We start from the raw sequence: 23,509 nt of genomic DNA, 5'->3' as shown, positions 1-23,509 counted from the left end.
AAAACTTTATATTAATCAGCTGCATTCGCTTTTACGGGTGAAACCTTAATCTGCAATAAAAACATACCGTATCGCAAAAGCGTGTAGCAGACAAGCAGCACAGCGAGGATCGTCTGGATCCATATAATTGGCTGCAGGTATAATGGCTGGATTCCATTTTTCATAAGAAAGCCAGCAGTCTGCTTCGATGCAATGGCGCTAATGACAAATGGAAACGTAAAAGCAGAATAACTTGGATAAAATGGCAATTGCAAAAGCGGAATTAACCCAGCCAGTACCAATACATACAATGCAAAGGATATTACAGCCAGCCCTAACACAAGTACCAGGCTTTTCTCCTCCGCCGATTGCAGATAGGCTGCCAGACACAGGCTCCCAGGCGCTGTGAAAATACAAAACAGTGCCTGTGCCGGTTCTGGTATTTCAGAGTATTTGATATGCCGGTACCCAACCAGCACAAGTAAAGCAATGAAACTGATAAACCCAAACCAGAAAGCGGCTGTTCCAATAAAATTCATCTGATAAGCAGGAGCGGTGATTCCTGCAGCGGCTATGCCCACATACACAATAAAATAACTGGCAAATACATTCTTCATATTCACATTTCTCATAAACCGATAAGTAAACATAAGAATCAGCAGAAGATGAAGAGCGATCGCCAAAATCCAGATAGTAAAAGCCACTGTATTGGAAAAAGGTTTTATGTAAACAGATAACAACATAGTACCCATGGGAAATGTGGCAGATACACTCATCATGATTGGATTCTTCAAATCCTCCTTAACCGCATTCGGGTACAATACTGCTTTAAACAGAAGAAGGATAAAAAGTAAAAAGGATATGGCTCCAAACACATAGCGGATACTCTCGGAATAACTCTGAAGTAAATTACCCAGAGCAGCACACCCAAGCATAACCCCAGACATAGGTACTGGCACACGTTTTATTAAGTCCCTCATGCCCATCACCCCGCTGTTACAAGTTCATCAATATTCACAAGCTCAAATTCCCGGACAATAATCTGTGCCACCTTTTCTGCAACCAGTCCGGTAAACGCAATGCATTGCTCCTTGTGTTCCCCACTTGCCATATCGAATTCTTTCGTGAGGACACGGCAGCATAGAGAATTCTTTCCATTGGCTGTTTTAAAATAGTCGTGAAGCTCATTGGCCAGTAAAAGGTTCTTTTCCACCTTTGGATCCCCCTGTCTGGTACGTCCAAAGAAAAGGCCAAGAGACATAACGCCGCCGGACACGGCTCCGCATACGCACTTGGAGCGTCCGATTCCTACGGGAAACCCGGAGGCCATGGCTATTACCATATCTGGAACATCAAGTTCAAAGTTGTCCCGGATGGAAGATACGACGGCTTCCGAACAGAAGAATCCACCCCGGAATAATTCCTCTGCATCTTTTTTGATTTTCTGTACACTGACTTCTTTTTTCATTTCCATTATGAAACACCCCTTTGTAAAATTTAATATATTAATATTAACATTGAATACTTAGAACTTCCAATCGTGTTTCTCTATCTGTACAGCGGCAGTGATTGTTTTTATCAATAAATAGTTTGTTTATATCCAGGTTTTTAATGATATATTTTCTTCTGCTCATAGATCGGTTCGCAGGTAAGGTGGATCCCTAATCTTTTAAAGGTTTTCACATCAACATCAGAGAGCAGGACAGATGTGTGGGCATCAGTCCCTTTTAACCGGGGAAGCTGCTCTAAGGCAATCTGCGCGTTCACATCTGTGGCGGCAGAAGCGGACAGGGCGATCAGCACTTCATCGGTATGAAGTCTGGGGTTTTTGCTTCCCAGATATTTTACCTTTAATTTCTGAATCGGTTCAATGGCGGAAGGAGATATTAAATGGACATCATGAGGGATATTGCCCAGAACCTTAACTGCATTCAGTAAAAGAGCAGCAGAGGCTCCCAGCAAATTGGTGGTTTTTCCAGTTACTATCGTTTCGTCACCCAGCAAAAGTGCAGCAGCAGGAGAACCGTTTTTCTGAGCCAGCTCATTGGAAGCGCCTACGGTTTTTCGCATCTCCGTATTAATCTTTGCCTGCTTCATCAACAGTTCGATTTTATATACCTCATCCCTGGAGCCCATGTCCTTTGCAAGACGGGATAATGCCTGATAATAACGTCTGATAATTTCCTGGCGTGATGCTTCCTTGCAGATTTCATCATCTACGATACAATGTCCGGCCATATTCACACCCATGTCCGTAGGGGATTTGTAAGGACATTCTCCATAAATTCCCTCAAAGATTGCACTTAATACCGGAAAAATTTCCACATCCCGGTTATAATTTACTGTAGTTAACCCATAAGCTTCCAAATGGAAGGGATCAATCATATTTACATCATTTAAATCAGCAGTAGCAGCTTCATAAGCAAGATTCACCGGATGCTTTAACGGAATATTCCAGATAGGGAAGGTCTCAAACTTGGCATAACCAGCCTTTACGCCTCTCGTGTTTTCGTGATAAAGCTGGGATAAGCAGGTGGCCATCTTTCCGCTGCCAGGTCCCGGTGCAGTGATGATCACTAAGGGCTTGGAGGTTTCAATGTAATCATTTCTTCCATAACCTTCATCACTGACAATTAAGGAAATGTTGGCAGGATAGCCGTCAATGATATAATGGCGGTACACCTTAATTCCCATTGATTCCAGCTTTCCCTTAAATACGTCTGCAGCTTTCTGACCGGAGTACTGGGTAATAACAACACTTCCCACATAAAGTCCCTTGTCCGTAAAGGACTGAATGAGACGGAATACATCCACATCATATGTAATGCCAAGATCGTGGCGGATCTTGTTCTTTTCAATGTCAGCAGCGCTGATGGCAATTACAATTTCTGCCTGATCAGAGAGCTGCATCAGCATACGAAGCTTGCTGTCCGGCTCAAAGCCTGGAAGCACTCTGGAAGCGTGGTAGTCATCAAATAACTTTCCCCCGAATTCCAGATAGAGCTTGTCCCCGAACTGGCTGATCCGCTCTTTAATGTGCTCTGACTGCATGGTTAAATACTTGTTGTTATCAAATCCTGGTTTCATTTGTCCCTCCGTAACGCGTTCATTTTTACAATACTTAAGATTGTAACATAGAAGAACGTAAAATGCCATGGCTTTTATCTGTCCATATTTGGCTGAAACACTTTACAACAGGCTCTAAACGTGTTAAAACGTTGTAGTAAGAAGGAGGAGAAATATGCTTAAAATAGGAAGAAACGACCCCTGCTGGTGCGGCAGCGGAAAGAAATATAAAGCCTGTCATCTGGAATTTGACAGAAAGCTTGAGAATTATGAAATCATGGGAGATGAAGTGCCGGATCACTCCATGATAAAGACACCTGCCCAGATAGAAGGCATACGCCACGCTGGTGTTATTAACAATCAGATTCTTGATCTGGTTGGTGAGAAGATCCGTCCTGGAATCAGTACAGAGGATCTAAATACCCTGGTTCACGAGACCACCCTCCGTCTGGGCGGAATCCCGGCACCTCTTAATTTTGAAGGATATCCCAAAAGTGTCTGTACCTCAATCAACGAGGTAGTCTGCCATGGAATTCCTGATTCCAAAAGAATTTTAAAAGAAGGAGACATCATTAATGTAGATGTGACCACCATTGTGGGTGGCTATTATGCAGATGCTTCCAGAATGTACTGCATGGGAAAGGTGTCTCCGGAAGCCGAAAAGCTGGTCCGTGTAACAAAGGAAAGTGTGGATCTGGCATTAAAAGAAGCCAGAGCCTGGGGACATTTAGGGGATATCGGAGCCGTAATCTCGGAATACATTTATGCCAATGGGTTTACCGTGGTAAGAGAAATCGGCGGACATGGAGTTGGTGTGGAATTTCATGAAGAACCATGGGTCAGCCATATTGGAACCAGGGGAATGGATATGCTTTTAGTCCCCGGAATGATATTTACCATTGAGCCTATGGTCAATGCAGGAAAGGCTGATGTAGTACAGGATGATTCAGATGGCTGGACCATTTACACAAAGGATGGAAGCCTGTCTGCCCAATGGGAGTATACCGTATTAATTACAGAAGATGGACCGGAGGTGCTTGCCAGATAATGGATAAAAAACGCTGCTTTTGGGTAAATGAATCACTGCCCATTTACGTAAAATATCATGATGAGGAGTGGGGAGTCCCTGTTTATGACGATGAGAAATTATATGAGATGTTTCTGTTAGAGACCTTTCAGGCAGGGCTTTCCTGGATTACCGTGCTAAATAAGCGGGAAGCGTTTCGGGAAGCATTTGACGGTTTTGATCCAGAGAAGGTTGTGGCATATAAGGAAGAAAAGTTAAATGAGCTTATGAACAACCCCGGCATTATCAGAAACAGAAGAAAAGTCGACGCTGCAGTAAAAAATACCCGCATATTCATGGAGATACAAAAGGAATTCGGTTCCTTTTCAAACTATCTGTGGGGATTTACAGGCGGAACGATCATTGTAAATCAGGATGACAATTTCCAGGTAAAAACAGACCTGTCCGATCAGCTATCCAAAGATCTGAAAAAAAGAGGGATGTCCTTTGTGGGATCTGTAACCATTTATTCCTATCTCCAGGCAGTAGGGGTTGTCAACGACCACGAACTTGGGTGTGTCTGCAGACAGCATTCATAAGACGAGGAGAAACCAGGCCTGCCAGGCAAAGCTGATCCTGGAATGCTTAAAAAGAGGACTTTGGATATCATTTTGACCGGGAGTATCCGGTTTATAAAATCACTGGTTTTTAAATCATGCAGCAATGGGCTGCATCCGGAATATTAAATTTATTTGGAAAATTTTACAAAATGTGGTAAAATGTTAAATAATTATTACAATAAAACACTGAAGACCATAAAGAAAGTGAAAGTGAAATGATGAAACGATGGCTTTTAGCAGTAATTGTATGCTCATTAGTAGCGTCCGGATGCAGCAGATATAAAGGTATCCCTGAGACTCAGAAGAACAGTCCTTCCAGTGACGAGGCAACTGACGATTCCAGCATGAGCAGTGAGGCGGACAAGCAGGAGGAGACTCTTCCAGTGTCAGCGCTTCCAAAGAAATCCCCAGTGAAAGTGAAGGGAATTTATATCTCCGGATATATGGCTGGATCTGAGGGCTTTCAGGCTATTCTTGACAAGATTGAGGGTACAGAAATCAATGCAGTCGTAATCGATGTTAAGAATGATGACGGCAGAATTACGTTTGCAATGGACGGTGCTCCCACAGTGAAGGAAATCGGAGCGGAGAAAAAGTATATTCAGGATATGCCTGCCATGATGGCACAGTTAAAAGCAAAGGGAATCTATACCATTGCAAGGGTGGTCGCATTTCGTGATCCCTATCTGGCGGAGCAGAAACCGGAATGGAGCTTAAAAAACAAGGATGGAAGTCTGCACAGAGATAATAAGGGACTTGCGTGGGTGAATCCGTACCGCACGGAAGTCTGGGATTATCTTGTGGAAGTGGGAGAAGCCGCTTCCAGAGCAGGCTTTGACGAAGTTCAGTTTGACTACATCCGGTTTGCTACGGACAGCTCCATGAAGCAGGTGGTTTTTGATGCAGATGAGACCCAGGGACGTTCGAAAACCGATATTATAACAGAATTCATTCAGTACGCCTATGGGAAACTCTCTGCCAGGAATATCATGGTTTCAGCCGATGTGTTCGGGACCATTATCGGCAGCAATGTGGATGCCCAGGCAGTGGGACAGGTTTATAGTGATATGGCAAACTATCTGGACTATATCTGCCCGATGATCTATCCGTCCCACTACGGAGATGGTAATTTCGGAATCGATCATCCGGATACAGAACCTTATAAGACCATTCGTGCAGCCTTAAAGCTTTCTAAATCAGATTTGGAAAAGACCCGTGGAGAGGCAGTAAAACAGGCGGAGGTACGTCCCTGGCTTCAGGACTTTACTGCTTCTTATCTGGATCACCATATTCCATATGGAAAGAAAGAAGTCAGAGAACAGATCCAGGCGGTTTACGATGCAGGGTACGACGAATGGATTCTTTGGAGTGCCTCCAACCGTTATACCTGGGATGCCCTGTTATCTGAGGAAGAGGCGAAAAAGGAATCGGCCAGGATTGCCCAGCAAAGAGCCACGAAGAAGGAAGAATCAAAACCTTCGGCTGCAGAAACCACACAGGCGCCTGTCAAAGTCCAGAGTGAGGCAGAGAAGAGTCTGGAAGGCGCGGTGGAAGAAGAGACAACCAGGCAGCAGCAGAAGTCTGGGGAAGCTTCAGAAAAAAAAGAAAAAAGGAATAAGCCACCTGTTGTGATCGTGACCACAGGCGGTTTAAGAAATGAAAAGTGAGGAAAGCGATGGAGAGAACACCAAAACCAGGAGAATTTTACAGACATTTTAAGGATAAGATGTATCAGGTGGTAGCAGTTGCGATTCATTCCGAGACCAGAGAAAAGATGGTAGTTTATCAGGCTCTGTACGGAACCTTTGATGTTTATGTACGTCCTCTCTCCATGTTTATCAGCGAGGTGGATCATGAAAAATATCCGGATGTTCTTCAAACGTACCGGTTTGAGCACGTGGATTTAAAGGATTCCGATCCGAAGGACCAGCCGGAGGCAGAACAAAAAGAAGAGGGAACGAAAGAAGAACACCACGGTCCCAATAAAAATCTGCTTGCATTTCTTGACGCAGAGACGTATCATGAGAAGCTGGAGGTTTTAAGAACCTACAAAGACAAATTTACGGCGGAAGAACTGCTTGCAATCTGTGAAATCATGGAGATTGGAAGAGCGGATTCGGAGCCGGAAGAGAAGTACTACGCTGTAGAGCGATATCTGGAACTGCAGATCAAATACGACGGAACAAGATTGAGGTGATTCGGACCAGGTGGACCACATCGAATTTAATATAGAAGAAGAATTAAAAAAACTGCCGTCCCAGCCTGGTGTGTATATCATGCACGACAGGCGGGACGAAATTATCTATGTTGGAAAAGCCATCAGCTTAAAAAACAGGGTCAGGCAGTATTTTCAAAGCAGCAGAAATAAAACGGCAAAGATCGAACAGATGGTATCGAGAATCGCCCGTTTTGAATACATTATAACAGACTCGGAACTGGAAGCACTTGTATTGGAATGCAATTTAATCAAGGAGCACCGCCCCCGTTATAACACCATGTTAAAGGATGATAAAACTTATCCTTACATTAAGGTTACCATGTACGAGGAATTTCCAAGAGTCCTGTTTTCCAGAGATATGAAAAAGGATAAAAGCAGATATTTTGGTCCCTATACCAGTGCAGGAGCAGTAAAAGACACCATTGAACTGATTCACAAGCTGTATCAGATCAGAACCTGCAACCGGAATCTGCCCAGAGATATCGGGAAAGAAAGACCCTGCTTAAACTATCATATCAAACAGTGTCAGGCGCCCTGCCAGGGATATATCAGCCAGGAAGACTATGGGAAATCCATCGGTTTAGTGCTTGATTTTCTTGGAGGCAAATACGCGCCTGTCATTGCCATGCTGGAAGAAAAGATGCAGGCGGCATCCGATGAGATGGATTTTGAAAAAGCCATTGAATACAGAGATTTATTAACCAGTGTAAAACAGATTGCCCAAAAACAGAAGATCACAGACAGCGGTATGGAAGACCGGGATATTATCGCCATGGCAAAAGATGAAAAAGATGCTGTGGTCCAGGTCTTTTTTGTGCGTGAGGGAAAGCTGATCGGAAGAGAGCATTTCCATGTGAATGTGGCGACGGCAGAAGACAACGGCCAGATTTTAACCAGCTTTGTAAAACAGTTCTATTCCGGAACGCCCTTTATTCCAAGAGAGATATGGGTTCAGACCCAGCTTGAGGAGGAAGCGGTAATTGGAGAGTGGCTGTCTGCCAAACGGGGACAGAAAGTAAAACTCATTATACCGAAAAAGGGGCAGAAGGAACGTCTTGTGGAGCTGGCGGAGAGAAATGCGGCTCTGGTGCTTTCTCAGGATAAAGAAAAGATCAAGCGGGAGGAGCTTCGTACCGTCGGTGCCATGAATGAGGTAGGAAGTCTGCTGGGTCTTACTGGTGTAAAACGGATTGAGGCATTTGATATTTCCAATATAAGCGGTTTTGAGTCGGTAGGGTCCATGATCGTTTACGAAAACGGCAGACCCAAGCGGAATGATTACAGGAAATTTAAGATTAAATGGGTAAAGGGAGCCAATGACTATGCTTCCATGAATGAGGTTCTGACCAGAAGATTTTCCCATGGGTTACAGGAAGCGGAAAGTTTAAGGGAGAAGGGCGTAGAGGAAGAGCTTGGAAGTTTTACCCGTTTCCCTGATTTAATCATGATGGATGGAGGAAAAGGCCAGGTGAACATCGCTCTGGAGGTTATGGAGCAGCTGGGGCTTGCCATTCCTGTATGCGGAATGGTGAAAGATGACAATCACCGGACCAGGGGGCTGTACTATAACAATGTGGAAATCCCCATTGACCGGCATTCGGAAGGGTTTAAACTGATTACAAGAATTCAGGATGAAGCCCACCGGTTTGCCATTGAGTATCACAGAAGTTTAAGAAGCAAAGGGCAGGTAAAATCAATTCTTGATGATATTCCTAATATCGGCCCGGGGCGGAGAAAGGCTTTGATGCGCCGGTTTAAGGGGCTGGAAGCCGTGAAAGAAGCAACACTGGAAGAGCTGGAAGCCACGGAAGGCATGAATTCCCGTTCTGCTAAAAGCGTGTATGAATTCTTTCATAATTAGTACCCACAGCTTTTCAAAACACGAAATCTGTGTTAGTATGAAAAAAACAGATGAAAAGGAGCATTTCACCATGCATGGAGTAGCAATCACAGATCTGATTGAAAAAATGAATCTCCGGAATATGACGCCGGAGATCGATGCGGAGAAAATTGTGCTCAGCCATCCGGATGTAAACCGTCCGGCTCTTCAGCTGACCGGTTTTTTTGATCACTTTGACAGTGAACGGGTTCAGATTATCGGATATGTAGAGCAGGAATATATAAACCAGATGAGTCATGAAAGAAAGATGGAGATGTATGATAAGCTTCTCTCCTATCAGATTCCGTGTCTGGTATACAGCCGCAGCCAGAATCCTGATGAGGATATGCTGGCACTTTGCAATCATTACGGAATCCCATGCCTTGTTTCAGATAAGACCACATCTGATTTAATGGCTGAGGTAATCCGCTGGCTGAAGGTGAAGCTTGCGCCATGTATCAGCATTCACGGCGTTTTGGTTGACGTATTTGGTGAGGGTGTGCTGATTATGGGAGAGAGCGGCATCGGTAAAAGCGAGGCAGCTCTGGAACTGATCAAGAGAGGACACCGTCTTGTAACCGATGACGTTGTGGAGATCCGCAAGGTGAGTGATGATACCATAATTGGAAGTGCACCGGAAATCACAAGACATTTTATTGAATTACGAGGAATCGGAATTATCGATGTGAAGACATTGTTCGGTGTAGAGAGTGTAAAGGACACACAGGCCATTGATATGGTGATTAAGCTGGAAGACTGGGATAAGGATAAAGAGTACGACAGACTGGGGATCGAGGACAATTACACGGAGTTCTTAGGCAATCAGGTAGTATGCCATTCCATTCCCGTTCGTCCGGGCCGTAATCTGGCCATTATCGTTGAATCAGCTGCCGTCAATTACAGACAGAAGAAGATGGGGTACAACGCGGCACAGGAATTATACAACCGCGTCCAGGCAAACTTATCAAGAAAACAGGATGATTGAGGTGTCTGATGACTGGAATTTATGAAAAACTTCTTGGTGCAGCCGATAAAAACCATATAAAAGCAGGGGAAGAGATGCGAAGACATACATCCTTCCGGGTTGGGGGACCGGCAGCCTGCTTTGTAACTCCGGGAGATGAAAAGGAACTTGCTGCAGTCATTAAGACTTGTAAGCAGGAGAATGAGACGTACTTCATTTTAGGCAATGGAAGTAATCTCCTGGTGGGGGATCAGGGTTTTGACGGGGTGGTTATCTCTATGGACAGCTTTAACAGCTGTCATGTGAATCAGGAGACAGGGATGATAAAAGCCGGAGCAGGACTTTCTCTGGCGAGAATTGCACAGGAAGCATATAAGGCGTCAATGACAGGCTTCGAGTTCGCTGCCGGAATACCGGGAACACTGGGAGGAGCTGTAGTCATGAATGCCGGTGCATATGGTTCGGAGATGAAAGAGGTGCTTCGCAGTGTAAAAGTAGTAACAGGGGATGGCGATATCAAAGAGATCCCCGCCTGCGAGCTTTCTTTGGGATACCGGACCAGTTGCATTATTCCAAAGCAGTATGTGGTGGTGGAAGCAAACATCCGCTTAAAAGAAGGCGATCCGGTTTCGATTAAAGAACGAATGGATGAGCTGGCACGCAGAAGAAAAGAAAAACAGCCCTTGGAATTTCCAAGTGCAGGAAGCACCTTTAAACGCCCGGAAGGACATTTTGCCGGGAAGCTGATCGAAGATGCAGGACTTCGGGGATTTTCCGTAGGAGGTGCCCAGGTTTCAGAAAAGCACTGTGGATTCGTGATTAATAAGAATCAGGCAACTGCGGCGGACATTATAGCCTTATGCGAAGAGATAAAGAACAGGGTATACGAAAAAACCGGAGTAATGCTTGAGATGGAAGTAAAGACACTGGGAAAGTTTTAACGGTGCAAAGGAGTATACAGTGAGGCTTGTAATTGTGACAGGCATGTCAGGCGCAGGGAAGACCCAGGCGCTCAAGATGCTGGAGGATATGGGATTCTACTGTGTGGATAATCTACCCATCCCCCTTATTGAGACGTTTGCGGAGCTGACCTCTAAAAATCCGGAAGGAATCCAGAACGCTGCTTTGGGTATCGATATCAGAAGCGGCGAGGATTTATCGGTTTTAGACAGGATCTTTGATGAATGGTCCAGAAACCGGGTTTCTTTTGAGATTCTTTTCCTGGATGCCGGAGATGAAATACTGATTAAACGGTATAAAGAAACCAGAAGAGCCCATCCACTGGCAGCAGGCGGCAGAATCGACAGCGGAATTGAAAAAGAGCGTGGGAAGCTTGCTTTTCTAAAGGAAGAGGCAGATTATATCATCGATACCAGCAAGCTTCTCACCAAAGAACTGAGGCAGGAACTGGAAAAGATTTTCATGAAACATGAATCTTACCGGAATTTATACATTACCATCCTCTCCTTCGGATTTAAATATGGAATTCCATCGGATGCAGATCTGGTATTTGATGTGAGGTTTCTGCCCAATCCCTATTATGTGGAAGAACTGCGATACAGGACAGGGGAAGAAAAAGAAGTGCGGGACTATGTGATGCAGCATGGAACCGCTGACCTGTTTTTGAACAAGCTTTATGATATGCTGGAGTTCCTGCTTCCAAACTATGTTCTGGAAGGAAAGAATCAGCTGGTGATCGCCATTGGCTGTACCGGCGGTAAGCACCGGTCCGTAACCGTTGCCAAGGCGGTTTACGAAAAGTTTAAGTCCAGGGCTGAGTTCGGTATAAAGATCGAACACCGGGATATTGAGAAAGATAATACAGGAAAAAGGGTGGTCTAGATATGTCATTTTCTTCCAAATTAAAAGAAGAGCTTTCCAGGCAGATCAGCCCGGCAAGACACTGTCAGATCGCGGAAATGGCTGCGATCATCAGCCTTTGCGGCAAGATAATCATATCGGAAGATGACCGCTATACGATAAAAATCCATACAGAAAATGTAGCAGTTGCAAGAAAGTACTTTACATTATTGAAAAAAACATTTAATATAAGTACTGATGTCTCTATTAGAAGAAATGCCTACTTGAATAAAAACCGTACTTATACGGTGACGATCCGGGAACATGAAGATGCCATTCGGGTACTTCATGCAACCAAACTCCTTGACGAGAACGGAGAAGTAGGAGAGAATCTAAGTGTAGTAAAGAATGTGGTGATCCAGCAGTCATGCTGCAGGAGAGCATTTATACGGGGTGCATTTCTCTCGTCGGGATCCTTAAGTGATCCGGAGAAGTTCTACCATTATGAAATTGTATGTGCCACAGAAGAAAAAGCAGAGCAGTTGAAATCAATTATTGCAACGTTTGAACTTGATGCAAAGATAGTTAAGAGAAAGCGTTATTTTGTTGTCTATATCAAAGAGGGAAGCCAGATTGTTGATATTTTAAATGTCATGGAGGCCCCGGTTGCTTTAATGGAGCTTGAGAACATCAGGATCTTAAAGGATATGCGCAACAGCGTGAACAGACAGGTCAACTGTGAGACTGCAAATATTAATAAAACGGTATCAGCTGCGGTAAAGCAGATAGAAGATATAGAATATATCAGAGATACAATCGGACTTGATAATCTTCCTGACAATTTAATGGAGATTGCCAGAGAGAGACTGGAGAGGCCGGACGCAACATTAAAGGAGCTTGGAGAAGCTCTGGACCCTCCTGTTGGTAAATCAGGAGTGAACCACCGACTTAGAAAGCTTTGTGATTTGGCAGGGCGGCTGCGCGGGACAGGCGTGGGCAGCGGAACGGAACAGACCCGTTCAGAGGAATGAGGAGGATAATTATGGTAAGAAAAACAGTCACCGTGGAACTTGCATCAGGTTTGGAGGCGAGACCAGTCGCTATGCTGGTTCAGGTTGCCAGCCAGTATGAAAGCAACATTTATGTTGAAATCGAATCAAAAAGAGTGAATGCCAAAAGTATTATGGGTATGATGACTCTCGGCCTTGCTGCAGGAGAGCAGATTACAATTACAGCTGATGGTACAGATGAAGAGCATGCGGTCAGTGAGATCGAGAAATACTTAAGCAATCAGGAATAATATCTGGAATATAACGTGTTTTTGAGGCGGAGACTGCCATTGCCTGACAATGGAAGCTCCGCCTCTTATATATCCCCTTTTTTAATTTCACGCAAATTATTTTCAGGGGCTGTCTTTTTATGTTATAATAGAAGAAATGAGGATAGAAGGAGAAACGACAGATGGCATTTACACATTTGCATGTCCATACAGAATACAGCCTGCTTGATGGGTCCTGCAAAATTAAGGAACTGACCGCCAGAGCGAAAGAACTGGGAATGGACAGTATGGCAATCACAGACCATGGCGTCATGTATGGCGTGATTGATTTTTACAGAGCCGCCAGGGAAGCCGGCATCAAGCCCATAATCGGCTGTGAGGTGTACGTGACGTCCGGTTCCAGATTTGACAGAGAGCTAGCAGGCGGGGAAGACCGGTACTACCATCTGGTACTTCTGGCTGAGAACAATCAGGGCTATCAGAATTTAATGAAGATTGTTTCCAAAGGATTTGTAGATGGATTTTATTATAAACCAAGAGTGGATTATGAGATATTAAGAGAATATCATGAGGGCGTGATTGCTCTCAGTGCCTGCCTGGCCGGTGAGGTGCAGCGCTATATTGGCAGGGGCCAGTATGAAAAGGGAAAGGAAGCGGCTCTTCATTATCAGGAGATTTTCGGTGAGGGTAATTTCTTCCTTGAGCTTCAGGATCACGGGATTCCCATGCAGAAGACTGTGAATCATGAACTGGTGCGTATGAGCGCGGAGACCGGGATTGAACTGGTGGCTACCAATGATATTCATTATACCTATGCAGAGGATGCCACACCCCACGATATTTTGCTGTGCATTCAGACCGGTAAGAAGGTGACAGACGAAAACCGGATGCGCTACGAGGGCGGCCAGTATTACTGCAAATCGGAAGAAGAGATGAAGAAGCTTTTCTCTTATGCAACCCAGGCGGTGGAGAATACCCATAAGATTGCGGAGCGGTGTAATATTGAGATTGAGTTCGGAGTTACCAAGCTTCCAAAGTACGATGTGCCGGAAGGGTTTGACTCCTGGAGTTATTTAAATAAACTCTGTACCGAGGGCTTTTTACGCCATTATCCTGATGATGACGGGACTTTAAAGGATCGCCTCACATATGAGCTGGATGTCATTCATACCATGGGATATGTGGACTACTTCCTGATTGTATGGGATTTCATTCATTATGCCAGATCCAAAGATATCATGGTTGGTCCGGGAAGAGGATCTGCTGCTGGAAGTATCGTTTCCTACTGTCTTGGGATCACGGACATAGATCCCATTCGGTATAACCTTCTTTTTGAGCGTTTCTTAAATCCGGAACGAGTCTCCATGCCTGATATTGACGTGGATTTCTGCTTTGAACGGCGGCAGGAAGTCATTGACTATGTAGTGGAGAAGTACGGCAAGGATCAGGTGGTTCAGATCGTTACCTTCGGTACCCTGGCAGCAAAGGGTGTGGTGAGAGACGTAGGAAGGGTGCTGGATATGCCTTACGCCCGCTGTGACGCCATTGCCAAGATGATACCGGGTGACCTTGGCATGACACTGGAAAAGGCGCTGAAACAAAGCCCTGACCTGCGCAGCGCCTACAACGATGACCCCGAAGTAAAATACTTAATTGATATGTCCATGCGTCTGGAAGGACTGCCCAGACATACCTCCATGCATGCGGCTGGAGTGGTAATCAGCCGAACTTCGGTGGATGAATACGTTCCTTTATCAAAAGCGGCGGACGGAACCATAACCACCCAGTTTACCATGACCACACTGGAAGAGCTGGGACTTTTAAAGATGGACTTCCTGGGGCTTAGAACCCTTACGGTGATTCAGAACGCGGTGGGAGCGATAAAGAAGAACCGGGATCTTGTCCTTGATATGGACCAGATTGATTATAATGACAAGGCTGTGCTTGATTCCATCGGATCCGGAAAGGACGATGGGGTATTCCAGCTGGAAAGTTCCGGCATGAAGAGTTTCATGAAGGAGTTAAAGCCAGAGAGTCTGGAAGATATTATTGCCGGAATTTCTCTTTACCGCCCCGGTCCCATGGATTTTATTCCCAAGTATTTAAAGGGTAAAAATGACCGGAATTCCATCACCTATGACTGTCCTCAGCTGGAGCACATATTGGGTCCCACCCATGGATGTATCGTATATCAGGAACAGGTTATGCAGATCGTCCGCGACCTTGCCGGATATACCATGGGCCGAAGCGATCTGGTGCGCCGTGCCATGTCAAAGAAGAAAACTTATGTTATGGAGAAGGAACGCCAGAATTTCGTATATGGCAATACGGAAGAAGGGGTAACCGGCTGTATTTCCAATGGAGTGGATGAAAAGACAGCCAACCAGATCTATGATGAGATGATTGATTTTGCCAAATATGCATTTAATAAATCTCATGCAGCTGCTTATGCAGTCGTATCCTATCAGACTGCATTTTTAAAATACTATTATCCCCAGGAGTTTATGGCAGCACTTTTAACCTCTGTTATGGACAACGTGTCTAAGGTTTCAGAGTATATCCTAAGCTGCAGGCAGATGGGGATTTCCATACTTCCGCCGGATATCAATGAGGGAGAAAGCGGATTTTCCGTTTCAGGCAAGTCCATTCGCTATGGCCTTTCTGCCATTAAAAGCGTTGGCAAATCCGTGGTGGAGCAGATTGTGGCAGAGCGGATGACAAACGGAATTTATCACGATATGGAAGACTTTATCGACCGAATGAGCAACAAAGAGGTCAATAAGAGGACTCTTGAGAATTTCATCAAGTCAGGAGCTCTTGACACACTTCCAGGTACCAGAAAGCAGAAGCTTTTAATCGCGCCGGAACTTCTTGATCAGAGGAGCAAGGAACGAAAGAATACCATGGAAGGGCAGATTACCCTGTTTGATCTTGCAGGAGAGGAAGAGAAAAGCAACTACCAGATCACATTTCCTGATGTGGGTGAGTTTGGGAAGGAAGATCTTCTTGCATTTGAAAAGGAGACCCTTGGCATTTATGTAAGCGGCCATCCGCTGGAAGCATATGAGGAGACCTGGAGAAATCACATTACAGCAGTAACTGTGGATTTTATTGTGGACGAGGAGACTCAGAAAACCAACGTTCAGGACGGTGCTTACGTAACCATTGGTGGTATGATTACAGGCAAAAACGTAAAAACTACCAGAAACAACAAGATGATGGCATTCCTGACTCTGGAAGATCTGGTGGGATCTGTGGAGGTCATTGTATTTCCAAAGGATTATGAAAGCAAGAGAGAGCTGTTTGTGGAGGATTCCAAGGTGTTTATCCAGGGCAGAGCTTCCGTTGGAGATGATCCGGTTGGAAAGCTGATCTGTGAGAGAGTCATTCCATTTTCAGCAGTTCCCAAAGAACTGTGGCTGAAATTCCCTGACAAGGATACCTATGTGGAATTGGAGCGGGAGATACTTGAGCTGTTGCGGGAATCCGAAGGCAGTGATTCCGTAATCATCTATCTGGAGCGTGAACGGGCAAAGAAAGTGCTCCCAGCCAACTGGAATGTGAATGCTTCTGATGGACTTCTTGATATTTTAACCAAAAAACTTGGTGAAATAAATGTCAGACTTGTAGAAAAAAAACTTGAAAAGATTGGCAAAATGAATTAGAATACAACGTGTATGAAATGTAAAACTTACAAAAACAGATATCCGTGAATCAGGAGGAAGTTACTATGGCAAAACAAGTGAAAACCATTGGCGTATTAACCAGCGGCGGCGACGCACCAGGTATGAATGCTGCGATCCGTGCCGTTGTCAGAACTGCAATCCATAAAGGATTGGTAGTAAAGGGAATTATGAGGGGATACGCGGGCCTTCTGCAGGAAGAGATTGTTGATATGACCAGCACCAGTGTATCAGACATCATTCATAGGGGCGGAACGATTCTTTATACAGCCAGATGCCAGGAATTTACCACAGCTGCAGGCCAGCAAAAGGGTGCTGAGATCTGTAAAAAACACAACATTGACGGAATGGTAGTCATCGGTGGAGACGGTTCGTTCCGCGGTGCCGGTAAGCTTTCTGCTCTTGGAATTAACACCATCGGACTTCCTGGAACCATTGATTTAGATATCGCATGCACCGATTATACCATTGGCTTTGATACAGCAGTGAACACTGCGATGGAAGCTATTGATAAGGTTCGTGATACATCCACTTCCCACGAGCGCTGCAGTATTATAGAAGTAATGGGAAGAAATGCCGGATACATTGCACTTTGGTGCGGCTTTGCAAACGGAGCAGAGGACATCCTTTTGCCAGAGCGGTATGACGGAGACGAGCAGGCATTGATTAACCGCATCATCGAGAACAGAAAGCGGGGAAAAAAGCATCATATTATCATCAATGCAGAAGGAATCGGTCATTCCTCTTCCATGGCTAAGAGAATTGAGGCTGCTACCGGTATAGAAACAAGAGCAACTATTCTGGGCCATATGCAAAGAGGCGGAGCACCTACCTGTAAAGACCGTGTGTATGCTTCCATCATGGGAGCAAGAGCGGTAGAACTGCTTTGCGAAGGAAAGAGTAACCGTGTTGTAGGTTATAAGCACGGAGAATTCGTTGACTTCGATATTCAGGAAGCACTGGCTATGACCAAGGATATTCCGGAAGATCAGTATCAGATCAGTAAGATGCTGGTTCGTTAATCGGATACAGGAATCAAAAGAAAAGGCGGGACAGCCGGCTGGGGAAATACTCCGGCTGTCTCGCCTTTTTCACTGTTTAAAAATATTCCAGCCATGTTTTGACCAGAGAGATCCAACTTTCACACTGCGGCACAATGTATCGGCCGTCATCACCGGAGACTTCACTGGTTGCCAGAGACAGCCCGTGACAGCCAGTGGGATAGATGTGCATTTCCAAATTCACCCCATGATCCGTCAAAGCATCTGCCAGTAAGTAACTGTTTTTTACCGGTACTGCATCGTCGGTGGAAGTATGCCATAAAAAGGTTTTAGGCGTGTGTGAACCCACCTGATGCTCAAGAGAAACCAGGCGCCGTATGGTTTCATCCCCAGCCGCCGAGCCTAATAAATTAAGGAAAGAACCCGGATGGCAGAAGGAACCGGAGGTAATCACAGGATACCCCAGAATCATTCCGTTCGGTCGGATATTCTCCGGAGTCAGATTCAAAGGGCTGTATAAAAATTCCTGATTCCAGAATGCCCCTAAGCTGCAGGCAAGATGACCTCCTGCTGAGAAGCCGCAGACAATAATTTTGTCCGGGTCAACCTGCCAGTCAGATGCATGGGCACGAACCAAAGAGACGGCATATGCAAGCTCCATCTGAGGATAAGGAAATTCATCCGGGGCAAGGGTGTAGTGGAGAACAAATGCATGGCAGCCCATGGACAAAAACTGCATGGCGACCGGTTCTCCCTCTCTGTCGGATAAATGTCCGTACCCGCCGCCCGGACAGATAATTACTGCCGGGCGAATGCGTTGTGAAGCGATGGAAACAGGATCCAGGAGATAGGCGTTTAAATGGGCATCTGCAGTTAACTTCTTTTTGCCAGTCTGCTTTTCTGAAATGATGATCGGTTCTGTGAACTGTTTCATAATCTGCTGCGCTCCATTTCTATGTGTCTTTAGTTATCAAGAACCTCAGTAATCCCATCAAACAAGGTTTTCGCGCCTTCTTCGGAGGTGATTTCCTTAGCGCTTAATTTGCCGAATACCTTATAGTATAAACCGTCTGGATTTGCTTTTAATTCGCTGTTGTCAAACTGAGGATCCTGTGTAAATTTGCAATAGTCAAGAACCTTTGCATTGGCTTCTTTTGTCATCTCATCACCGATGTTTCTTTCATTTAGCACCTTAATTGCTGCAGCGGAGCATGGAACACCGCGCTCTGTCGAGCAGATTTCAACGCCTTCCGGATCGTTTAACAGGAAGTTAACTAACATTGCTGCTTCCTTTGGATGCTGGGTGGACGCTTTGATTGCGAAGTCCATGGAAACCTTTGTGGAACCGCCCTGATAGTTGCCGAATTTTAAGAATTCACCAATTCCAAATTCCTGGCCAGGTTTATTGACACTGCTTTCTAAAGCTGCTTTTACCTTGGAAACGCCGGAATCCCATTCCATAAGACCTGCATATTTTCCATCGATCCATTTTGCATTCTTATCAAGGGAGTCAGCCATATCACCATTGATGGTAGCTATGGATGGAATGACATGCTCACTTTCCAGCTTGTTCATGAAATCCAGGCCTTCTTTGATTTCAGCTTCTGTATAGTTTAATTTGCCGTCCACAATCCAGTCCTTTCCATACTTTGATTCCAGATAGTATACCATAAAGATAGCGCGGTCATACTCTCCAAGAGCCAGAGGATAGAAGTCATTGTCATATGCCTTGAATGCCGCACCGGCGGCCAGTAAGGAAGCTTCATCTGTAGGAATGGTACATCCGATTTCGTTGAAGGTTGTTTTGTTCCAGTAGAACAGACGTCCGGTTAGGGAAATAGGAATAGCCATCAGTTTTCCATTTACTTCATTTGCCTTTAATTTATCTTCAGGGAACTGAGTTAAATCAATGACATCAGAATACTGGTTTAAATCAAGATAGGATTCTCCTCCTTTGCTGTAATCAGTCACCCAGTTGGAACCCACCTGGATCACATCAGCGCAATCTCCGCTTAAAATTGAGAGAGACTGCTTTTCTTCCCAGCCTGTCCATGCACCATATTCCGTTTCTACTTTGATGTTAGGATATTTTGCCATAAATGCTTCAACAGCTTTTTCTGTAGCAGCATGTCTGGCATCGCCGCCCCACCAGGAAAGACGAATGTTTACCGGATCTCCTGATGCATTTTCTGTGGCAGCACCTTCTGATTTGGATTCTGAAACAGAAGCGGTATCAGAGGGGGCATTGTTTTTTTGTGCACTGCCGCACGCTGTCAGTGATAACCCCATGGCAGCTGACAAAGCGACAGCCATAATTTTGGCAATCTTTTTTTTCATATAATTTCCTCTCTTTCTTTTCTCCCGTTGGGAAAATGATAAAAACGGCATAATACCGGTTATTAAATGTGTAAGCACTTACACACCAGATTATCTTATCATAAGTTTAAAAAGAAAAAAGATTAATAATTAATAAAAAACTTGTATAGAAATTATGAATAATACACAATTATAAAAAATATAGTTATACCCTAAAAAGAAATAGCTAGTAAAATAATTAAAAATTAACAATTGAATATGGATTTTTGATAAAATATATGGTATAAATGTATGATTGCAAAATGTTAAATTGCAAACCTTTGCAGTATAGGAATCAATGGCTTATATATCCAACGATCTTAGCAGTGACAAGGAAGAGAAAGCATGCTATTATTTAAAATATGGGGTTATTGAGGTACATGGAGGAGAATATATGGCTGTAACAATAAAAGATATTGCAACAAGTGCCGGTGTATCTTACTCAATGGTTTCAAGAGCGTTAAACGGTACGGGGGCGGTGGAACAAAAGAAAAAAGAGCAGATCCTTGAAATTGCACAGAGAATGGGATATATGCCAAACCAGGCAGCGGTTACCTTGAAAAAGTCAAAATCAGGTATGATTGGTCTTTGCTTTTCAACAATCAGCAAGTCAACATCACCTTTCGTGCTCCACGATGTTCTTACTGGAGTATATCAGGAACTGGGGAGTAAGTATCAGGTGGTCGTAAAGGGAATTGATATGCATCAGCCGGGGACCTTAAATCCCTCTTATTTTGACGGGCTGCTCATCATGTCTCAGGGAGACTGGGATCAGGAGTTTCTGGAGGAGGCCTGGGAAAAGAATATTCCTATGGTGGCCATCAGCAGGAGAGTACCCGTTAACATACCTGCCGTGGTTACAGACGAAATGGGAGGTATGGAACAGGCGATGAACTATCTTTTAAAAAATGGTCACCGCAGAATAGGAGTGATTGAAGGCACCTCCTATTTAGAGGCTTCCATGTTAAGGCATGAGGGATGGCAGAAGGCGGTAAGGGAGCATGGACTGGATGCGGACCAGCTTCCGGTGGATTACGGGAATTACCGCTTTAACAGCGGAAGGCTTGCAGCAGGAAGACTGCTTGATGCCCATAAAGATTTAACTGCTTTGTTATGCTTTAATGATGAGATGGCTTTTGGAGCCAGAAGTGCCACAGCGGAACGGGGATTAAAGGTTCCGGAAGATATTTCACTGACAGGGTTTGACAACTTGGATCTTTCCAGTTATTCTGATATGAGACTGACAACCGTGGAGCGGAGCGCTGCAAAGATTGCCATGGAAGGAAGCAGGATGCTGCTTACATGTATGGAGGAAGGAGTGCGTCCAGCCGATGTATGGCTGGAAAACCGCCTGATTGTAAGAGACAGCGTAAAAAAAATAGAATCTGATAGAACAGCAGATAAATGAGCAAAGCGAGGAAAAGTGACATGGATGTAATTGAAACGTATATCAATGAACTGATGGAAAAAAGTACTCCGGATCGTCCGGTGTGGAACATTGAGAAGATTCTTCAGGGAGAAAAAGCCGGTTGGAATTACATTGACGGTTGCATGATTAAGGCGATTCTGGAGATGTATTCCATTACAAAGGATTTGAAATATCTGGAATTTGCAGATACGTTTATTGATTACCGTGTAAAGGAAGACGGATCCATTGAGGGATATGATGTAGAAGAGCTGAACATTGATAATGTAAATGCAGGAAAAACCCTGTTTGAACTTTACGATCTGACCGGAAAGGAAAAGTACAGAAAGGCTATTGATCTGGTTTACAGCCAGATTGAGAAAATGCCCAGAACAAAAGAAGGGAATTTCTGGCATAAAAATATATATCCGAACCAGGTGTGGCTGGACGGTCTTTACATGTGTCAGCCATTTTATATGGAATACGAGGCCCGCTTCAATGACAGAAAAAAATGTGAAGATATTTACAGCCAGTTTGCCAATGTAACAAAGCATATGCGGGACAGTGAGACAGGGCTTTACTATCATGCCTATGATTCCTCCAGAGAGATGTTCTGGTGTGATAAAGTGACAGGACTTTCCCAGAATTTCTGGCTGAGAGCACTGGGCTGGTACTCCATGGCGCTACTTGATACCATGGATAAAGACAATCACAAGGAGCAGGACGCACTGCATCAGATGAAGGAAGCGTTCCAATCCCTGATTGATGCCATGTTAAAATATCAGGACCCAAGTGGCATGTGGTATCAGTTGGTCAATCTGGGAGGAATGGAGAAAAACTATCTGGAAACCAGCGGAAGTGCAATCTTTTCCTATGCAATCTTAAAAGGCGTGCGCCTTGGTTATCTGCCTGAGTCATATGCAGAATACGGAAAAAAAGCATTTGAAGGGATCTGCAAAACATATCTTCATATGGAAGAAGGAAATATGAGCTTAGGCGGAATCTGTCTGGTGGCAGGCCTGGGCGGAAAAGACAGAAGAGACGGAACCTTCCAGTACTATATGTCTGAGCCAGTGGTAAAAGATGATGCAAAGGGTGTAGGACCATTCCTTCTTGCTTATACAGAGATGAAGCGGTGCGGATGGGAATATCAGTCATAGAATAGAAAAGGGAATGAGGCAGGCCGCCTCATTCCCTTTTAACTTAAGCTGTTTTGTGCGAATTTCTTCGGTGAAATTCCTGTTTTCTTTGTAAAGGCTTTAAAGAAATTGCTATAATCATTAAAGCCGCACATGCTGTATACTTCATTGACGCTATATCCGCCTGCTAAAAGCGTCTGCGCCAGTTCAATTCTTCTGGTGGTAATATAGGAGTTGATGGTAGTGCCTGTCCCTTTCTTAAAGAGTCTGCAAAGGTACGAGGTGCTTAAATAAAAATGGGCGGCAATCTCCCCAATGCTTAAGGAAGAATCAATGTTATGGTGGATATAGGTAATAATATCTGCCACCTTGCTGTTAAAATACTGTCTCTGTTCTTCTGACCGTTCTCCCAGATCTGCATCTGCTGCACATTTTGTTAAAAACACCATAAACTCCGCAAAAGCAGAACGCTCTTCCACATCGTGTCCGAACCCATCCTCTACTGCCAGTTTATTAAAATAGTAGGTAAACCGCCGCTGCTGTCCCTGGCTTAAGTGGATCCTGTGGGAAAAGTTATCCGGCCGGTGGGTGAAACAGTAGGTTAAATCGGTATAATCAGTGGAAATAGCCTTTAAATATTCCGGATCAATAAAAACAGCATACCGTTCATGGGGGATGGACGAATCCATCTGTAGAATCTGATGCTTTTCCCGGGGATTAATCATAAATAAATCGCCAGGCTCTATGCGGTAATTGTTATCTTCAATTAAAAAGGTACGTCCGCCGCTGATAGAAAAGTAGAACTCACAACACCGGTGGCTGTGCATGCTTAAAACACTGCTTTCCTTGTGCAGATGTGCAATGGAAAAGTAATGGCTTTCAAAACACCGGTCAATTCCTTCCGAATATGAAGTAAGTACTTTCATTATTTGCATTCTCCTTGGCTAATACTACTAAAATAATATCATAGGATGTCAAAATATGCAATGTTTTGTGCCGAATTTGAAATGAATTATAAGGACATAGGTGTTATAATAATAAAAAAGTGTTGTGTAAGCGCTTACGCAAAAGTACATATTTCCATATAAAAAATGCGAAAACATTTACATGAAACT

Annotated in this window: 20 protein-coding genes; 14 read left to right on the top strand and 6 right to left on the bottom strand. The window is 44.4% G+C overall.

All coding sequences use genetic code 11. The features are described 5' to 3' along the window. Window positions 1-11 precede the first annotated feature (11 nt). From ABS301_RS07140 to ABS301_RS07130, 3 genes are all read right to left on the bottom strand, one after another. Window positions 12-959: a TDT family transporter gene (locus ABS301_RS07140; RefSeq protein WP_349671557.1), complete on the bottom strand. Its 948-nt coding sequence runs from the start codon at window positions 957-959 to the stop codon at window positions 12-14. A gap of 5 nt (window positions 960-964) precedes the next feature. Then, entirely contained in the window at window positions 965-1,453 is a 489-nt protein-coding gene (locus ABS301_RS07135; protein WP_104437018.1) for a C-GCAxxG-C-C family protein, read from the bottom strand. 134 nt (window positions 1,454-1,587) lie between these two features. After that, entirely contained in the window at window positions 1,588-3,066 is a 1,479-nt protein-coding gene (locus ABS301_RS07130) for a DUF1846 domain-containing protein (protein ID WP_349671556.1), read from the bottom strand. Between the two features lie 154 nt (window positions 3,067-3,220). On the opposite strand from ABS301_RS07130, the gene ABS301_RS07125 reads away from it, so the two are divergent. The 12 genes from ABS301_RS07125 to pfkA all read left to right on the top strand — a co-directional run bounded on the left by ABS301_RS07125 (window position 3,221) and on the right by pfkA (window position 17,516). Then, complete coding sequence (locus ABS301_RS07125) at window positions 3,221-4,093, top strand: methionyl aminopeptidase (protein ID WP_349671555.1); 873 nt, start codon at window positions 3,221-3,223, stop codon at window positions 4,091-4,093. Then, window positions 4,093-4,650 carry a DNA-3-methyladenine glycosylase I gene (locus tag ABS301_RS07120; RefSeq protein WP_349671554.1) on the top strand — a complete coding sequence of 186 codons (558 nt, stop codon included), beginning with the start codon at window positions 4,093-4,095 and terminating at the stop codon, window positions 4,648-4,650. The genes ABS301_RS07125 and ABS301_RS07120 overlap by 1 nt, the downstream gene beginning before the upstream one ends. A gap of 239 nt (window positions 4,651-4,889) precedes the next feature. After that, window positions 4,890-6,338, top strand: a complete 1,449-nt coding sequence (locus tag ABS301_RS07115; protein WP_502877955.1) for a putative glycoside hydrolase — start codon at window positions 4,890-4,892, stop codon at window positions 6,336-6,338. 8 nt (window positions 6,339-6,346) lie between these two features. Further along, window positions 6,347-6,868: a DUF1653 domain-containing protein gene (locus tag ABS301_RS07110; RefSeq protein ID WP_349671552.1), complete on the top strand. Its 522-nt coding sequence runs from the start codon at window positions 6,347-6,349 to the stop codon at window positions 6,866-6,868. A gap of 10 nt (window positions 6,869-6,878) precedes the next feature. Then, the gene (gene uvrC / locus ABS301_RS07105) at window positions 6,879-8,750 is read left to right on the top strand and encodes an excinuclease ABC subunit UvrC (protein WP_349671551.1); all 1,872 of its coding nucleotides are present in this window, start codon (window positions 6,879-6,881) and stop codon (window positions 8,748-8,750) included. A gap of 70 nt (window positions 8,751-8,820) precedes the next feature. After that, a complete protein-coding gene (hprK, locus tag ABS301_RS07100; RefSeq protein ID WP_277409969.1) occupies window positions 8,821-9,753 on the top strand; it encodes an HPr(Ser) kinase/phosphatase in 933 nt (310 codons plus the stop codon). A gap of 8 nt (window positions 9,754-9,761) precedes the next feature. Further along, the gene (murB, locus tag ABS301_RS07095) at window positions 9,762-10,673 is read left to right on the top strand and encodes a UDP-N-acetylmuramate dehydrogenase (protein ID WP_349671550.1); all 912 of its coding nucleotides are present in this window, start codon (window positions 9,762-9,764) and stop codon (window positions 10,671-10,673) included. A gap of 19 nt (window positions 10,674-10,692) precedes the next feature. Beyond that, entirely contained in the window at window positions 10,693-11,574 is an 882-nt protein-coding gene (rapZ, locus tag ABS301_RS07090; protein ID WP_349671549.1) for an RNase adapter RapZ, read from the top strand. Window positions 11,575-11,576: 2 nt separating this feature from the next. Next, window positions 11,577-12,563, top strand: a complete 987-nt coding sequence (gene whiA / locus ABS301_RS07085) for a DNA-binding protein WhiA (RefSeq protein ID WP_170823282.1) — start codon at window positions 11,577-11,579, stop codon at window positions 12,561-12,563. Between the two features lie 11 nt (window positions 12,564-12,574). Then, window positions 12,575-12,832 carry an HPr family phosphocarrier protein gene (locus ABS301_RS07080; RefSeq protein WP_104437007.1) on the top strand — a complete coding sequence of 86 codons (258 nt, stop codon included), beginning with the start codon at window positions 12,575-12,577 and terminating at the stop codon, window positions 12,830-12,832. A gap of 161 nt (window positions 12,833-12,993) precedes the next feature. After that, the gene (locus ABS301_RS07075) at window positions 12,994-16,476 is read left to right on the top strand and encodes a DNA polymerase III subunit alpha (RefSeq protein WP_349671548.1); all 3,483 of its coding nucleotides are present in this window, start codon (window positions 12,994-12,996) and stop codon (window positions 16,474-16,476) included. 65 nt (window positions 16,477-16,541) lie between these two features. Beyond that, window positions 16,542-17,516, top strand: a complete 975-nt coding sequence (gene pfkA, locus ABS301_RS07070) for a 6-phosphofructokinase (protein WP_170823280.1) — start codon at window positions 16,542-16,544, stop codon at window positions 17,514-17,516. 76 nt (window positions 17,517-17,592) lie between these two features. Here the strand turns inward: pfkA and ABS301_RS07065 are convergent, their stop codons facing one another. Both ABS301_RS07065 and ABS301_RS07060 read right to left on the bottom strand, forming a co-directional pair. Next, the gene (locus ABS301_RS07065; RefSeq protein WP_349671547.1) at window positions 17,593-18,429 is read right to left on the bottom strand and encodes an alpha/beta hydrolase; all 837 of its coding nucleotides are present in this window, start codon (window positions 18,427-18,429) and stop codon (window positions 17,593-17,595) included. A 29-nt stretch (window positions 18,430-18,458) separates the two neighbouring features. Beyond that, on the bottom strand, window positions 18,459-19,832 hold the full coding sequence (locus ABS301_RS07060; protein ID WP_349671546.1) for an ABC transporter substrate-binding protein: 1,374 nt from the start codon (window positions 19,830-19,832) through the stop codon (window positions 18,459-18,461). A 412-nt stretch (window positions 19,833-20,244) separates the two neighbouring features. Between ABS301_RS07060 and ABS301_RS07055 the strand changes: the two genes are divergently transcribed. Further along, complete coding sequence (locus ABS301_RS07055) at window positions 20,245-21,258, top strand: LacI family DNA-binding transcriptional regulator (protein ID WP_349671545.1); 1,014 nt, start codon at window positions 20,245-20,247, stop codon at window positions 21,256-21,258. A 20-nt stretch (window positions 21,259-21,278) separates the two neighbouring features. Continuing rightward, window positions 21,279-22,415: a glycoside hydrolase family 88/105 protein gene (locus ABS301_RS07050; protein WP_349671544.1), complete on the top strand. Its 1,137-nt coding sequence runs from the start codon at window positions 21,279-21,281 to the stop codon at window positions 22,413-22,415. Between the two features lie 38 nt (window positions 22,416-22,453). Here ABS301_RS07050 and ABS301_RS07045 read toward each other — a convergent pair whose 3' ends face one another. Beyond that, a complete protein-coding gene (locus tag ABS301_RS07045; protein ID WP_349671543.1) occupies window positions 22,454-23,320 on the bottom strand; it encodes a helix-turn-helix domain-containing protein in 867 nt (288 codons plus the stop codon). Between the last annotated feature and the right edge of the window lie 189 nt (window positions 23,321-23,509).

The organism is Lacrimispora sp. (genome assembly GCF_031982545.1).
Lineage (GTDB): Bacteria > Bacillota > Clostridia > Lachnospirales > Lachnospiraceae > Lacrimispora.
Note: the sequence above shows the minus strand (reverse complement) of the source record. Positions and strands in the feature narration are given on the sequence as shown.

What these genes read in the sequence shown, in the direction of transcription:
- ABS301_RS07140 (WP_349671557.1), bottom strand. Translation starts at nt 959, where the DNA reads ATGAGGGACTTAATAAAACGTGTGCCAGTACCTATGTCTGGGGTTATG.
- ABS301_RS07135 (WP_104437018.1), bottom strand. Translation starts at nt 1,453, where the DNA reads ATGGAAATGAAAAAAGAAGTCAGTGTACAGAAAATCAAAAAAGATGCA.
- ABS301_RS07130 (WP_349671556.1), bottom strand. Translation starts at nt 3,066, where the DNA reads ATGAAACCAGGATTTGATAACAACAAGTATTTAACCATGCAGTCAGAG.
- ABS301_RS07125 (WP_349671555.1), top strand. Translation starts at nt 3,221, where the DNA reads ATGCTTAAAATAGGAAGAAACGACCCCTGCTGGTGCGGCAGCGGAAAG.
- ABS301_RS07120 (WP_349671554.1), top strand. Translation starts at nt 4,093, where the DNA reads ATGGATAAAAAACGCTGCTTTTGGGTAAATGAATCACTGCCCATTTAC.
- ABS301_RS07115 (WP_502877955.1), top strand. Translation starts at nt 4,890, where the DNA reads ATGAAACGATGGCTTTTAGCAGTAATTGTATGCTCATTAGTAGCGTCC.
- ABS301_RS07110 (WP_349671552.1), top strand. Translation starts at nt 6,347, where the DNA reads ATGGAGAGAACACCAAAACCAGGAGAATTTTACAGACATTTTAAGGAT.
- hprK (WP_277409969.1), top strand. Translation starts at nt 8,821, where the DNA reads ATGCATGGAGTAGCAATCACAGATCTGATTGAAAAAATGAATCTCCGG.
- murB (WP_349671550.1), top strand. Translation starts at nt 9,762, where the DNA reads ATGACTGGAATTTATGAAAAACTTCTTGGTGCAGCCGATAAAAACCAT.
- whiA (WP_170823282.1), top strand. Translation starts at nt 11,577, where the DNA reads ATGTCATTTTCTTCCAAATTAAAAGAAGAGCTTTCCAGGCAGATCAGC.
- ABS301_RS07080 (WP_104437007.1), top strand. Translation starts at nt 12,575, where the DNA reads ATGGTAAGAAAAACAGTCACCGTGGAACTTGCATCAGGTTTGGAGGCG.
- ABS301_RS07075 (WP_349671548.1), top strand. Translation starts at nt 12,994, where the DNA reads ATGGCATTTACACATTTGCATGTCCATACAGAATACAGCCTGCTTGAT.
- pfkA (WP_170823280.1), top strand. Translation starts at nt 16,542, where the DNA reads ATGGCAAAACAAGTGAAAACCATTGGCGTATTAACCAGCGGCGGCGAC.
- ABS301_RS07065 (WP_349671547.1), bottom strand. Translation starts at nt 18,429, where the DNA reads ATGAAACAGTTCACAGAACCGATCATCATTTCAGAAAAGCAGACTGGC.
- ABS301_RS07060 (WP_349671546.1), bottom strand. Translation starts at nt 19,832, where the DNA reads ATGAAAAAAAAGATTGCCAAAATTATGGCTGTCGCTTTGTCAGCTGCC.
- ABS301_RS07055 (WP_349671545.1), top strand. Translation starts at nt 20,245, where the DNA reads ATGGCTGTAACAATAAAAGATATTGCAACAAGTGCCGGTGTATCTTAC.
- ABS301_RS07050 (WP_349671544.1), top strand. Translation starts at nt 21,279, where the DNA reads ATGGATGTAATTGAAACGTATATCAATGAACTGATGGAAAAAAGTACT.
- ABS301_RS07045 (WP_349671543.1), bottom strand. Translation starts at nt 23,320, where the DNA reads ATGAAAGTACTTACTTCATATTCGGAAGGAATTGACCGGTGTTTTGAA.